Origin of the sequence: Rhodococcus sp. UFZ-B548 (assembly GCF_903819475.1) — a bacterium.
Lineage (GTDB): Bacteria > Actinomycetota > Actinomycetes > Mycobacteriales > Mycobacteriaceae > Rhodococcus_F > Rhodococcus_F erythropolis.
Genome location: NZ_CAIJDS010000021.1, coordinates 1 through 13631, shown reverse-complemented (window position 1 = coordinate 13631; position 13631 = coordinate 1). Strand labels below are relative to the sequence as shown.

At 60.2% G+C, this 13631-nt stretch carries 16 protein-coding genes; 4 read left to right on the top strand and 12 right to left on the bottom strand.

The genetic code is table 11. The features are described 5' to 3' along the window. Window positions 1–102 precede the first annotated feature (102 nt). The 5 genes from H7C86_RS18675 to H7C86_RS18655 form a co-directional block, all read right to left on the bottom strand. Complete coding sequence (locus H7C86_RS18675) at window positions 103–1122, bottom strand: recombinase (protein ID WP_151097328.1); 1020 nt, start codon at window positions 1120–1122, stop codon at window positions 103–105. 32 nt (window positions 1123–1154) lie between these two features. Then, window positions 1155–2321 carry a site-specific integrase gene (locus H7C86_RS18670; protein ID WP_039868144.1) on the bottom strand — a complete coding sequence of 389 codons (1167 nt, stop codon included), beginning with the start codon at window positions 2319–2321 and terminating at the stop codon, window positions 1155–1157. A gap of 208 nt (window positions 2322–2529) precedes the next feature. After that, window positions 2530–3741 carry a TniQ family protein gene (locus H7C86_RS18665; protein WP_241064937.1) on the bottom strand — a complete coding sequence of 404 codons (1212 nt, stop codon included), beginning with the start codon at window positions 3739–3741 and terminating at the stop codon, window positions 2530–2532. A gap of 17 nt (window positions 3742–3758) precedes the next feature. After that, entirely contained in the window at window positions 3759–4697 is a 939-nt protein-coding gene (locus H7C86_RS18660; protein ID WP_094610788.1) for a TniB family NTP-binding protein, read from the bottom strand. 4 nt (window positions 4698–4701) lie between these two features. Next, the gene (locus H7C86_RS18655; protein ID WP_094610787.1) at window positions 4702–6381 is read right to left on the bottom strand and encodes a Mu transposase C-terminal domain-containing protein; all 1680 of its coding nucleotides are present in this window, start codon (window positions 6379–6381) and stop codon (window positions 4702–4704) included. A gap of 217 nt (window positions 6382–6598) precedes the next feature. On the opposite strand from H7C86_RS18655, the gene H7C86_RS18650 reads away from it, so the two are divergent. From H7C86_RS18650 to H7C86_RS18640, 3 genes are all read left to right on the top strand, one after another. Continuing rightward, the gene (locus tag H7C86_RS18650) at window positions 6599–6955 is read left to right on the top strand and encodes a hypothetical protein (protein ID WP_182262001.1); all 357 of its coding nucleotides are present in this window, start codon (window positions 6599–6601) and stop codon (window positions 6953–6955) included. A 451-nt stretch (window positions 6956–7406) separates the two neighbouring features. After that, window positions 7407–8102, top strand: a complete 696-nt coding sequence (locus H7C86_RS18645) for a hypothetical protein (protein ID WP_182262000.1) — start codon at window positions 7407–7409, stop codon at window positions 8100–8102. Window positions 8103–8413: 311 nt separating this feature from the next. Further along, complete coding sequence (locus H7C86_RS18640; RefSeq protein ID WP_182261999.1) at window positions 8414–9079, top strand: hypothetical protein; 666 nt, start codon at window positions 8414–8416, stop codon at window positions 9077–9079. A gap of 119 nt (window positions 9080–9198) precedes the next feature. Here H7C86_RS18640 and H7C86_RS18635 read toward each other — a convergent pair whose 3' ends face one another. Then, window positions 9199–9429, bottom strand: a complete 231-nt coding sequence (locus tag H7C86_RS18635) for a hypothetical protein (protein WP_182261998.1) — start codon at window positions 9427–9429, stop codon at window positions 9199–9201. A gap of 70 nt (window positions 9430–9499) precedes the next feature. Between H7C86_RS18635 and H7C86_RS18630 the strand changes: the two genes are divergently transcribed. Then, window positions 9500–10174, top strand: a complete 675-nt coding sequence (locus H7C86_RS18630; protein WP_050655212.1) for an LGFP repeat-containing protein — start codon at window positions 9500–9502, stop codon at window positions 10172–10174. Between the two features lie 113 nt (window positions 10175–10287). Here H7C86_RS18630 and H7C86_RS18625 read toward each other — a convergent pair whose 3' ends face one another. The 6 genes from H7C86_RS18625 to H7C86_RS18600 form a co-directional block, all read right to left on the bottom strand. Beyond that, window positions 10288–10608, bottom strand: a complete 321-nt coding sequence (locus H7C86_RS18625) for an LGFP repeat-containing protein (RefSeq protein WP_182261997.1) — start codon at window positions 10606–10608, stop codon at window positions 10288–10290. A 153-nt stretch (window positions 10609–10761) separates the two neighbouring features. Then, window positions 10762–12345 carry a serine/threonine-protein kinase gene (locus H7C86_RS18620; RefSeq protein ID WP_220463465.1) on the bottom strand — a complete coding sequence of 528 codons (1584 nt, stop codon included), beginning with the start codon at window positions 12343–12345 and terminating at the stop codon, window positions 10762–10764. Window positions 12346–12482: 137 nt separating this feature from the next. Then, window positions 12483–12830, bottom strand: coding sequence for a hypothetical protein (locus H7C86_RS18615; protein ID WP_182261996.1), 348 nt, complete (start codon window positions 12828–12830; stop codon window positions 12483–12485). 69 nt (window positions 12831–12899) lie between these two features. Beyond that, on the bottom strand, window positions 12900–13118 hold the full coding sequence (locus H7C86_RS18610) for a hypothetical protein (protein WP_182261995.1): 219 nt from the start codon (window positions 13116–13118) through the stop codon (window positions 12900–12902). Between the two features lie 69 nt (window positions 13119–13187). Continuing rightward, window positions 13188–13358 (bottom strand): hypothetical protein, encoded by a 171-nt coding sequence (locus H7C86_RS18605; RefSeq protein ID WP_182261994.1) that lies wholly within the window; start codon window positions 13356–13358, stop codon window positions 13188–13190. After that, window positions 13355–13549 carry a hypothetical protein gene (locus H7C86_RS18600; RefSeq protein WP_182261993.1) on the bottom strand — a complete coding sequence of 65 codons (195 nt, stop codon included), beginning with the start codon at window positions 13547–13549 and terminating at the stop codon, window positions 13355–13357. The genes H7C86_RS18605 and H7C86_RS18600 overlap by 4 nt, the downstream gene beginning before the upstream one ends. Window positions 13550–13631: the final 82 nt, after the last annotated feature.

The following is a 13631-nucleotide window of genomic DNA, read 5'->3' as shown; positions in this document are numbered from 1 at the left end:
TAGACATCGAGCCGGTGACGGAAGTCGACATCTGTGTCCATGGGTCGACAGCACACCGACAGTGCAATCAGTCCGCCGATGCCAGTTGCCCGAGAGACAGCATCAACAGTCGCCGCGATCCCATCCGTCGTGTTCGTCGAGAATGTCGACGAGAGTGCGCAAAAGATCGTCGACGCGGTCATTGATGTCGTCGAACCGATCGTCGAGCTCGGCGAGGCGGATGTGTGCGTCGCGCCGGGCACGAATCCCGTGCTCGTAGTAGGCATTGTCCAGAACGAAGCCCGATCGACCTGGTTCTGCTCCTTGTAGAACAGCACTGTCGGGGTCGTTCGTCGTCCACAGGGTGCGCGGTCGATGCGCAGCCGGCCGACCGTTCAGGTGAGCGCGCGTCAGTGCGGACAGCGACTGCACTGTGAGCGGTTCCGGTGTCCAGGGTGTGTAGCCCCAGCGGTCGATACGAACCACAAGCGGCTCCTCCGCGTGCTGCGCTGTCACCACCGGAGACTCAGACATCGAAGGTGAGCGATCGGGGTCGAGAAATTCACGGAGCATCGAGATACTCGCGGAGCGATCGAACATCGACTGAAGTTGCGCCCAGCGCCGGTACACCGACACCGGACCGGACTCACCGTAACTGCCGAGCATGGTCGGGGTGACCCGGTGCAGGCCGGAAACGATCAGGTCCGGCCCTGCGACCTCGATGTCGCCGCGGCGCAGAGTGCTGATGTCACGGTAAGTCAGTCCGGCAGAAACCAAGGTGAGTATCAGTGCATCACGTCGCCCGAACAGCCCGTATGGCCATCCAGACGACAGAATGCCGTCGATGATCGATGCAGCGCAGCCACGGATTTCGGTGAGACGTTCCCGGCGGCGCTCTGCGAGAGCGAGCCGAATGGGGACCGAGCGACCGGGTTCGGCCATACCGCGACTGCGGTGGGCAGCGTTGACAGCCGATACTCGACGACGCTGCGTGGCGACTGCGGCAGGGTGGTGGTCAAGAAACTCTGCCAGTGTGGACGGTGTAGCAGGCAGCGACGACCGGTCGCTGGCAGCGCACCAGTCGCAGAACAATGCCCATGTGTGTTCTGCGGAGCGGCCGAGACCCGAGATGCCATAAGCCACCGAGCCGAACGTAATTCCGTTCGATTCCGGTTTCATAGTCCGAGGTCGGTGACGGCGTTGCCGAGCATGGGTGCGTGCTCACGGGCGTAGATTTCGACCATCCCAGGGGTGGTGTGGCCGGTCTGGCGCATGATGGCGTGGGCGTCTGCGCCGTTGCGGAATGCTTGGGTGACGAATCCTGCCCGCAACGAATGCCCACCCAACTGTGTGACCGTCTCGGGGTCGAAGCCGGCGCGAGCGGCGCGGCGACGGATCGCGGCGTGCACCGCAGCCCCGGAGAGCGCAGTGTCGGAGAGGTTGCCATTCTTGCGGACCGATCGGAACAGCGGCGAAGATTTGTCGGCGGCGGGCAATGCTCCCCGGCACACATGAGAGTCGAATGGTGTTGCACGGGAAAGTAACCGAATGACGGCGACTCTGCCGCCGGTGTCGAACGCGGCGACGAGCTGCAGCCATCGCACCCACGCGCACACCGGGCATGACTCGTGGCGGTTGGTGAACGGTAGTGCTTTCACTGCTCCGGTGCCGGCCTGGTCGGTCTTGGACTTCCGGATCTGTACGTGCGCGCCGTCGAGACGGTCGCGGCGGACATCGCGGCATTCGAGCGCTACGAGTTCACTGCGACGAAACGCGCCGGTGAAGCCCATCAGCAGCAGCGCGGTGTCGCGGCGCTCGAGCACCTCGGACGCCCACCCGACAGCACTGCGGCGCGCGTGGTCGACGATCGTGGTGATGTCGGAGGTCAGCAGCGGTGCCCGCGGGTTGCGGGGCCGCTCCCCCGCCGACGCATAATCCCGACGAACACCTGCCAGAGTCGCTTTCACCATTTCGTGTCCGCACGGGTTGTCGTAGCCGGCGCTGCGGTGGCGGTCGGCGATCGCTGCAATCCATTTGCCGAATGTCGCAGGCGCATACGCCCGCGTGCCGTCGACGGTGAGTGTGTCGGCCGCGGCGACGAGATACGCGGCCACCACGGCGGGATGCGCCGGCAACGCGGCATGTCCGGTGGCGGTGCACCAGGTCTCGAAGCCTCGCCACGCCGAGCTGTAAGCCCGGCGGGTACCGGCGGACCGCGATGCAGCCATCGACCGCTCTATCCGGGCGGCAACCTCGGGCGTCAGATCCGGAAACACCGCTGCGCCACACGACACGACAGCTGGGACAGTGTTCGGGCCGTCTGCTGGCTGGCGTTCTGTCATGGAAAGGACTGTAGCGGGCAGCTCCGACACATTTTCTGGATCCAAAACCACGCTCAGCTGGTGGTTTGTGGGTCTACGGTGCGGGAAGGAAAATTCTCGTCGGTCACCGCACAAATAACGTTGGTGACTGTGACACCGCCGCCAAAACGGGCCTTGTCGGCCATCGCCGCGTGTGCGTCGCGGACGACCCCGCTCCATCGGGCGAGAACTACGTCGGCGGATGTTGCAGCGGGATCCCGTGGTCGACGAACAGTCGCACCGTCTCATCCAGCTCCGCTGCGGTGCGGCACCCCCAGCGCAGGAAGTTGTACAACGAACTGGCGGATGCGGGATCGACGCGCGCTGCCTCGATGGCGGCCTCGGCTGCAGCGTGCGCGTCAGCCCATAAATCGCGCTCGGGTGCGGGATAGGACGAGCGCGTCGGAGGTGTCCCGGGATCGACCGGCTCATAGGGTCGTGGGCGCAGCAGAGATGCGTGCGCACCGCCGGCATTGATCTCACCGCTCTCGACCATCGCGATGCCGATCGCTGCGGCCTCGAGGACTTTCGCCTGCTCGTCCCAGTGCAGGTCCTCGAACGGAACCCACGCGGTCCGCAACGGGCGAGAACGACCGGCGGCCCTCCATATCGCAACGAGTCTCGTCGCCCACCGTCCGGTGCGAACCAGTGGCGAGGACACTTCGTCGACGACGGTGCGCAGAAGCCGGAACCACACTGCGGCATGTACCCGGCCTGAGCCGAGTTCCACCCATCCCGTCGTCAGAGCCTCGGTGCTGCGCCGATCGAGGTCCGTGACCGCTGAAGAAACCGGAACGGGCGAGACCCGTTCGTCCGAACCGAACCGGACCTGATCCCAGAAGATCGCATGACCAGGGAAAGCAGAGCAGGGTTCGAGTCGACAACGGTGGTCGAGGCAGCTGCTCAGCACCGGATATTGACGCAGCAGAGTCATGTTGATATCAGCAGTGGATTCGAGGCTGTCGACACATGCCGGGCATGCCCGACTGCGCGGAGTGCTAGCCCACGGCAACCATGCCTCGCTCGTGGGTGTGCGGCGTCGTCGATCCTCCCTCGCGAGGTCGGCCGGTAGCAGGATCGAAAATTGGTGGACGTAGGTGTCGAAGTCGCAGTCGGCGGGGTCGGTGCTGTCGAGCAGCCACGGTGTCCACCCCGCCAACGTCATCATCCGTACCCTCTCTACCGGAACTGCGCCGCGAACGGCCAGCTCGGCAAGTATCGGCTCCGGTGTGTAGCGGTCGAGATCCTCGACAGCACAATCGATATCGACGTCTGCGAGCAGGTCAGAAGGCCTGATGTGCGGATACAGCTCGCATATCCGGGCCAACCAGGACGAGAGGGCCTCACCTGGCAGTGGCTGCGGGTGCAGCGGCCACGGGCGAACGTACGCATCATCGGGCATAGGTGCGAGCCGCGCGTTCATGCGAGGTGGCGCTCGAACTGGCGGCGGCGCTCCGTGGGGCCGACGTACGGAGTGCGCGTGAGCACCGATGAGGTGATCGCTTCCTCTCCGCTGTCGACGGCGGTCACTGCTGCGGCAGTGAGCAGCGTTGTCAGTTCACCGATGGTGCCCTCGGAGCGAGTGAGGAGGTAGTCGGTCATCTCCGGTGATGTCAGGTGCGAGGGTTTGCGGAGGGGGAAGCTCGTGGTGAAGCTGGCCAGCAGTGATCTGGCGTCGGCCGTGTTGGTCCAGACCGGCAAAGTCATGGGGTGGAATCGGTTCTCCAGCTGAGGATCGGTCCGGATGGCGAGGTAGGCGTCGCGGGTTCCGACGGCGACAAGAGGAATGCGTAGTTCGTTGCCCAGGAATCGCAGCACGTTCAAGAATTCGCGGCGGACGTTGTCGCGGCCGGCGAGAACATTGTGGAGCTCGTCGATGATCAACATCCGTACGCCGGTGGCGCGGAGCAGCATCAATGCTTGCTGTTCGAGTTCGTGGACCCGATTGCGTGGTCGGGTCGGTGTTCCCAACGCTGTGAGCAGTGCGAGGTAGAACCGGCCAGGTGACGGGTCCGGGGGCATCTGCATGCACAACACCGGTATCTGCTCGCGGTCGGACAAGCTGATCGGCGGATGAGTGCGCCGGAACTTTTCGATGATCATCGACTTGCCGTTGTTCGTCGGACCGAGCAACAGTAGGTTCGGCATACGCTGCCGGTCCGGCCACGACAGCAACGTCTCCAGATGGTCGATGACCGTACGAGCCTGCGGATACCCGATCCACCTCTCCGACCGGATCAACCGGATCCGCTCCGCATCGTCGAGTACGGTGAGCGGTCGAACCGACTCCCGCAGGTGCCCCAAACCCTCGCCGGACGACTCGGTGGGTTCGTCGCTGCTTCCCATCGATGCGGTCATCGCCTCACCATTCCTCGATGTCGCTGAAGACCGGCGTTGCGGTGCCGCCGTCCGCTCGAGGCTCCTCCGGCGGGTGAATCGCCGGGATCGGTGCAGACGCGACGCCGGTGAGATGCATACGGCGGGCACGGTTGCGCCGGGCTTTGCGGGTAGCTTTCTGCGAGCGGTCGGTGACCTCGCGCATCTGCTCGATCATCGAAAACAGTGCGCTCTCATCGACGTTCGACCGACCTTGTTCGCGGAGACGAGTGATAGCAGCTCTGTGCTCCCACAGTGTCACCGCGGGATGTGACATCGTCCGATACGGCACCTCGACATAGCCGGCACCCTCTGGTTCGAGGACCCAGATTCTGCTCAAATCGCGTGGGTCACGTCGTATCACGAACCGCCCCAAATCCTCTCGCCGCGCAACCCACGGTTTGAGCGCGTTCGAGAAGTAGTGCACGTGATCGAGAACGAAGCCCGTGCGCGTCAGACGTCGCCGGATGACGGGAAGAAAGTCCACCAGGAACGCGGTTTCGCCGAGCACCACACGAGGGGCATGACCAACTGCGGCGACCGCGCCGGCCCACACGGCGGCCGGAGTGTTCCCGATCCCTGTGTGAACGCTCGCGTGATACGAGGCTATGGCCAGGACCAGCCAGCGCTCCAACTCACGCAATGTCAACGCCGCGTGCTTGTCCGAGTCGTAACTTCCTCGGTCCGCGGGGTTCGAGAAGGTGGTCCCAGGCAGCTCGTGCACCGCCGTCATCGCCGTTCCGATGATGCGTTCGACGATCCCGCCGTAGTGCGGTCGGCCCGGAGGACGGTATTCGAGTGTGATCGCGTGCTGGGCGCATCCGCGACGCAGCGCTTCGCTTTTGAACTCGGAGGCGTTGTCGAGATACAACTGTTTCGGCTTCCCTGCCATCGGCCAGTGCACCTGCTCCGCGAACTCGCATGCCTCCAGCCATGTCTGTTTCTCGCAGCACACGCGGCCCAGGCACAACCCGACCGATATCGACGACGGCGGCTCCAGAGTGACGACGAACCCAAGTACGGAACGGCTGAAGACATCGATGGCGATCGTCAGGTAGGGGCGGCCGATCGGTTGCCGCTCGTACTCGTCAACGACCATCAGATCGACGACGGTGTGGTCGATCTGGACCTGATCGAGAATCCCCGACACCGTCGGTGGACTGTCGCCGGCGGACTGACGTGGGCGGGCGGCATCGGGTCCTCCGCGTGACCTGGCCACCGATGCCGGATGGAGCGCGGCGATACGCGCGGTGACGGTATTTCTGGCCGGCACAGGCAGACCCGCGCGGTGGCACGCCAACGCGATACGTCGATGCAGCGCAGCGACACTGAGCTTCTGACGGTGAAGAAAATATCGGGTGAGATGATCGCCGATCACGTCCTCGACCTCGGCCGTTACTCGGCTGCGGCCACGCCCACCCGACGAGACCTTCGTCAGAAGATCGGTGACTGTCCCCGTCCCGTTCCTGAGCCTGCCGACCAACGTGTAGACCTGCCGCCTGGACAACCCCAACCGCTGCGCGGCATCGTCGACCGCTTCCAAACGCACCGGATGCATCTCCAGCAAGGGAGCCAGGACAGCGAAACGGGTCTCGGCCTGGGACCACCGCTCCCCCGACGCGGTCAGCACACCGGTCTCCACGACGTCGAGCTTGTCAGGGTCCATCACAAGCCTCCCTGTCACCGAGAGCCGAACGTGCGACCGTGCACCGCACTTCTGACATCAGGATGTCAGAAGACCACTGCACTCACCCTCGAAACACCTGCAAAGAGTGCAGCCGTCTTCTGAAATTGACAATCGCGTCAATTCGGGTCGATTCGTGGGCCGAATACGGCCGTTTCCGGCCTGGCCTTCTTATTGTTAGAGTGCTAAATATAAGAGCATGAATGATGAAGATCGGCAGAACGCTCTCGCGGACGTCGTGGAACTTGCACGCCTCCTGCACGCTCTCCGGGGGCTGTCCGATGAAGTCGAGGCGCTCCTTGCGGATGCGATGAAGATCGCTCGCAGCTCGGGCCTCAGCCAGGCACTCATTGCGGAGGCTGCGGCGCTGTCACCTGGACGCGTAAGCCAAATCGTCAAGTCCGATGGAGCGGTAGTGTCGCGATCACAGGTACACGACCGGGTATACAAGATCACCGAATGGCCCAGCGCCGCATTGCGGACTTACTGGGCCTCGTTCCCTGGGCGCATGACCATGCCGCCCTACCCCCGTCGCCGCCCTACCCCCGGTCGATGACGGTCGTTTGCGGTCGTAGCGACACATGCGGATGGGCGCCTTTCGGAAAAATCAGCCACTCGCATCCCTTTTGCCGCTTTGGGGACCTATTTCCCGGATCTGAACCGCCAATGCCCGCCGACCAGGCATTAAACAGACCGGCTGCCCCTGTTACCAAAGTGAGACCAACATTCCTCCGAGAAACCTGAGAGAGTACTTAACGTAAACAATGAAAACGCAAGTACGACAACGGTTACGGGCTCAGCATCCGCCGAACCCGCCCGCCACGGCAGATCTATTTGCCGTCGGACCAGGAGGTCGAAAGTGGTTGCTTCCGGACGAGGTCCCACTGTTCGGATCGTTCCGGAGCGTTTGAGATATCGTCAGAAGGATCCAAAAACGGACGCCCCGCGGCATCCGAACCACTTTCTCAACCACTACCGGAGTGTCCGCAATCCGAAGGGGCTATGACATGTCGGAGCGCATCAACTTCGCATATATACACTCCAACCCTGAGTGGGATGCACACGTTCTCCGCAGTGGGCAGGTCTTACGACTCGCTGGAGAGAACATTCCGGACCCGAAACTGGCCGAGAAACTTGATGAACTCGCTGCTTCAACGCGATCACGCCGAGATCAGTTGATTCGTAGTCGTGAACTCCCCGAGGCACGTCGGACCCCGCAAGGAGACTCCCAGCTTCGAGCCTCATACGGAATCTCCCTGCCGTTCAACCCGACCACTGGACTCGACCTCCGACTAGAAAACCTTCGGCTGTTCCACACCGGGCTGGCATTTCAAGTCGTCGCCCACGAACCGACCGTCGACAAGATGCCATTTCTGGGCGCCCCAGACAGCGAACAGATGAACCTTGGGTCCCGCATCAAACCCGGTGAGCCACACCGAATTCGACTCATAGTTGACACAATAACCGGACCCATCCTTTCAAATTCGGACCACCCAGGTGACTTTCCGGACGATCCGAACACCCCATGGCTCTACGGCGGCCGATCGTGGCGAGGGATAGCCGAGAACCTATACGGCATCGCAACAGGCGGAGAGTACTTTCTGAGCCCCCCGCCGGGAGGCCCTGTGTGGATTACAGTCGCATACCCCGAGTTCAACATTAAACCGACAACCATTGAACTTTCGTTGCCCGACCACGCGTAGCAACTGCGGACGACTCAAGCACAAAACTCTCCACGCCAGTTAACACTGGCCCCAAATAGATAATCGACCTTATATCGCCATAAGTTACTCAAAATCTATTTATCTTCACTCTCCTTGTTTGCGCCTATCGCCCAACAAGTCCAATTAGCGTGCTCGCTATTCGACATTTAACGCTCTCTTCAATTTATGTTGCTAAAGCGATCCCCAATCCTGCACTTTTAGTATATTCGCATATCCAGTTGAACCAATTTTGAGCACCTGACTCATATTGGATGTTCGATTTCATCAAAGAAATCACCCGAAGGAGAGACATGCGTTCCATTTTCAAAATGGCAACTATCGCTGCCACCGCAATAGTATTATGCACTCCGTCAACGGCGTTCGCTCAACCTGAAATCGTTCCTCCGCCGGAACCATCCGTAATGGAAGAGCAACCCCTCAATCCCCAACGGGACTGGCCCGGTGTAAATATCCCATCCGATCCATCCAACGATCCTGATTTGCAACCAGAGTATTTCACCGAAGAAGGCGATGCTGGCGTTTCTTCGTGGAGCAATATGCACGCCTACATCGGTTCAACGATAACTCATGGCCCTTACCTCAAGCTTACCGACATGATGGACTTTCGCTTCACAGTGTCAATGAATTCCATTCGGCCAATGGTATCCTGGAATTGCAGCTACTCCCCAGCCGCGGATCCAGAATATCTGGATCACGATACCCACCTCACCCTGTATCTGATCGTCAATGGCCAGAAGTCATGGACGACGCCGGTCGATCCATTCAGATGCAATGGAGGAGGATCTGCCGTAATCGACAATCCAAACAACTGGGCGAACCAGGATATCCAGGTCGCAGTAAGAGCTTGGACGGCCAATCTCGATGACGACTATCAAACCGTGGGAGTAAAGACAGGAACGGCGACTTGCGATCCTCTCCCAGTCGGACAGACCAGTGGAACAATCTGCAGATTCTGATCGAGATATTACCGTCTATTGAAAGGGTAAGTCTAAGTAATGAACGCGAAACTTTTGAAGAAATCATTTGTTGCTGTAGCAGCTTCCTCTATGATGATTTTCGCTGGAGCGAACCTCTCTCATGCCCAACCTGAAACGTCGAATACGTCCCAGACCTGTGAAACCGTCGCCAGTTCGACTACCTCTTCACCGGCCAACACGACGACGAGCACTGCAACTCCGTCGACCTCATCAGCGCCTACTTGCACCCCATCGGTAGCAAAACCAACTACAACCACCCCCTCGACCACAACACCTACGCGATCGTCCTCGGCGACAGAAACCCCCAGCTCTTCGTCTTCGACTCCCACGACCGCAGCGCCGACCGAGTCGGCACAAAATGATGCAAGCTACCCCAAATCATCGATCGTTCCCGGTCAGATGCGCTCAGATCGGGAAGAGATACCTGGCGGTTTCACCAAAGAAGAAGCCGACGAAGCAGAGGTCAAAGAGGCAAGGCTTCAAATGGCCAGGGTCGCAGAGGGCTGCCAGATCTATTGGCCATCACCGAACGAAGTTTGCGGGCTCATCCGCGACAAATACAATCTTCTCGGCGGACCGGGAAGCTTCCTGTCTTTTCCCCGCACCAACGAACTTACGAACCCTGACGGGTTCGGACGGAGGTCGGAATTTCTCGGGGGTAGTATTTACTGGTCGCCCGCGTCTGGAGCAAACTCCGTTGCTCACCATTTCCTGCTGAAGTGGGCGGACCATGGATATGAATCCGGATGGATGGGATATCCATTGACTGAGGAATTGATCAACGCAGACGGCATCGGCCGCCGCCAGCAATTCCAGGGAGGATACATCTACTGGTCCCCGCTGCCCGGTGCTCATTCAATCGGTGGAACAATTTTCCAGAAATGGGGCGAGCTGGGATATGAGACGGGCTCGATGGGGTATCCAACTAGCGACGAGATCAACACAATTCCGGAGTTCGCCAGTGTCAGCCAGCGTATGAATTGGTTTGTGGGCGGCGCGTTGCTTTGGGACGGTGGCACAAACACTGTGCAAGTAGCAAACCGTTCGTCCTGGGCTTCACTCAGCACGAACTAGCTAACTCGAATACTCAGCACATGACGTCAGGGTTGGTTTTTCACCAACCCTGGCGTCATATGCCTCATTTTTTCCAGCGGGCACTACAGAGATGAATACCTAGATCCAAGAATCTATACGACGTATGCGCCGGTGGCCGGGGTCCAGTGAATAGCTCCCCCGGTGAACTCGCTTCGCTTTCCTATGCCGTCGGGATCAGTGGTTTCTGCCGACTTAGGCCATCCCAACGAACTTGTCGCTCCACCGAGAGTGTTGTAAAGATCGCGGATTGGTCCGCACACCTCATAGGGCGACGGCCAATAGAGTTGGCAGTCGTCCGTCAGAACTGAAACAACATCGCCAGCCGGTTGTGCTGGTGGAGCAGCGCTTGCGTTTGCTGTATTCAGAACGAGCGTCCCTGCCAATATGATCAGCGAGATCAGAGTTCTTTTCATCTGGACTCCTTCTAGGCGACTTGTCAGACATCAGCCGATAACAGACCAACCAGTCCTATTGTAGGGGAATGTTTCAACCTCGAAGCCGAATTTAGAAGTTCATCCTCTGTGGCATATACCCCGAGTCCGTTTAACTCTCCGGCCAAACAAGGCCTATGATCGCCGCCAAGTTCCTTCTGCAGAACGCTCGGGCATAGTTGAAGGACGGTTCAGTGAGCCGGACGCGGCTTGCCCTAACCAACTGGCCCACCTGCCGATGAATTCATCAAGATCCTCCAAGTGAAGCCGCGTGAACGGCCATGCAACCTGGTACTCCGCCATTCCGGTCCACACCGCTTTTGCCGACTCCTCGCCTGGGTCGAGGGCGAACGGATCTTGCCTTCCCTGCTTGTTCACCATGGGTGAGATCATGAATGCCGTTTCATACCAGCCGTATTCGCCAGGTTTCTGGATGTCACCGAACCACAGTGAATGCGAACGGCCTTCGTACGCGTATTGATCGGCCGGCACCCGCAGACTGAGAGAAGCAAACGCGACAACGTCGAATGCCGGCACTTGCCACCCGCCCCAGGGCGCCCCCGTCTGGCGACGAATCGAGCTGAAGCTGAGGGTTGCCTGGCCGAGCCGTACCCTCCAACTCGCGTCACTCTCGCTCTTCCAGTCTCCCGAAGGAGCCGAGTCCATCAACTCATCTCGCAGTCGATGCGACAGACGGAGGAGGCTCCGCTTCGCGGTACTCACAAGCTCGGATCGTGTCTCGTCAGCCGTTTTCGCTTCCGATGCTCTTCGTGCCGCTTCTGCGCGCTGGCGCACTTCCGCGTGGTTTGCCTCCTGCAACTGCATAAGGCCAGGTGAAGAGCTCACCTGCTGGCGGTGACGATTCAAACGCGCACGAAAATTTTCCGGGGACGGCCGTGCGGCGGGAGCTTTGTACAAGCATTCCTCGACCAGCGTGGCAAGAACGGTTGGAACGCCCACAAGGTCTTTGGGGTCGCTGTGCAAATGGGCATTACGCAGATCCTCGACCGTGTTCGCCTCAAAAGGGTAGCCGCCAGCGAGCATCTCGTAGGCAATCACGCCCAGTGCGTACATGTCAGCCGCTATGGTGGCATGTTCGTTTCGCCAACGTTCCGGAGCTGCATAATGCGGCGTCATTGCGAATTTGTGTGTGTCCGGCGCTGTGGAAGCCTCTGCATATCGAGAAATGCCGAAGTCGGCGAGACACCACTGGCCGCCGAGCCGGAGCACGTTCTCGGGTTTGAGGTCGCGATGGACAACTTTGCCATCCAGATCAGCTAAGGCATCGGCGATATCGCCGAGGATGCCGACAGTCTCGTCAATCGAAAGGGTGCCTCCCGAGTGATCCAAGTGTTCGCGTAGCGACAGATCGGCTCGAGGCATCACAAGCACAAAATTGCCTGCGTATTCTCCACAATCAATGACAGGCACTACGTTACGGACATCAGTCGGATTGACGAAAAGTAGTTCACGGCCTGCTCCTGGCACTTGAGGCACGAATTTTGCCACCGCTTCACCCCCGTCATCACCTCTGACGGCAAATACCTGTCCGAACCCCCCGGAACCGATGCGATCTCCAATCGTCCATCGCTGCCCGAGCTGTATCTGAGTGCCCTCAACCACGAGATTCTCCACAGAGATGAGGTTATAGGGGTGTGACAGCGCATCCTGAGGAACGGTCGCTGTGACGACCGAATACCGCTGGATAGCTATCCTCACCACGAATCAGGCTTTGGATTCGAAGTCTCTGAGGCTTGGCTGTTTCCGGCGGCGAGCGCCTATTCAGCGAGATGCCGAGCTAGTGCAGAGCGATGACGTTGATGCCGGCAACCTGAGTGTTGTCCGGGTCTGCTCGCTCATCGGTTCATCTCCGTGTGATTGCTCGGCCATACCGCGGTGCGCTGCGTCTGTTTGGTGGTGTGGTTGGTGGGGATCGGTGCGAGGTGATGGAGGCCGGGGAGGCTGTAGGCGGCCAGCGCGAGTCGGGTGCGCCAGGCTTTGTGTTTGAACGCCCAGATCCAGTGTCCGGTCATCCAGATTGCGAGGCCGGCGGCGAGGATGGCGTAGGCGGTCGGGGTGCTGCCGGTGAAGCCGATGCGAAGCAGACCTTCGAAGACTGCGATCGCTCCTGCGAGTCGGGCGATGATTGATCCGAATCCCCAGATCAAGAGTGCTGCTACGGCGATGATCGCGGCGATAGCCATGCGGTTGTCCTCCTTCTCGTGGGTGATTCGGGTGTGGTTCGTAGTGGTCGAGCGTCGAAGAGTGCGCTGCTAGCTTTGCCCGCTGTACCGACGCCATACGAAGGGTGCGGCGCAGAGGAGCACCAGCAACAGCGTGACCAGGGCGAAGATCATGCCGAATTGCCACGGCCTCATTGCGTCCGGAAGAAACACCCAGCCGATCAGTGTTCCGAGTACGAATGCGGCTACTGCTGATCCGGCTCCTGCTTTTGCGACTGGGGCAACGATGGTGGCGATCTCGTTGTTCATGGCGGTCCTTTCTGTCGTTTCTGGTGAGTGTGCCGTGTAGGGTCCGACAGGGATTGCAGTGTCGAGGGGTCAGAACAGGGTGTTTTGCGCGGTGTGAGCTGCTGCGTCGGTGCGTTTCTCGTAGGCGGTCGCGAGGGTTTGCGCTGTTGTTGGGCTGCATCCCATTTCGGTGCCGATGTCTTCCCAGCTGGCTCCGTGGTGATGCAGTAGCCAGGCGTCGTGTTCGTCGTCGTCGTTCATCGTCGATCCTCCTTGTCGCTTGGAGCTTTTCGGAGTCTGGAGGCTTTGGCGAAGCTGTAGGCGGAGTCGGTGAGGGCGATGATTCCGGCGGTGATCATGTGTTTGGTGCCGATGGTGAAGTCCAGGGCTGCGACGGCGAGTGCGAGGACTCCGAAGATGCTGTGTTTCACCACTCTTGGCTTGTTGGTCATGGGCGGCCTTCGCGGATGGCGGCGAGACGTTGGGAGGCTGCGCGGCGTTCGCGGCCGATGCTGAGCAGGTGCTCGAACAGTT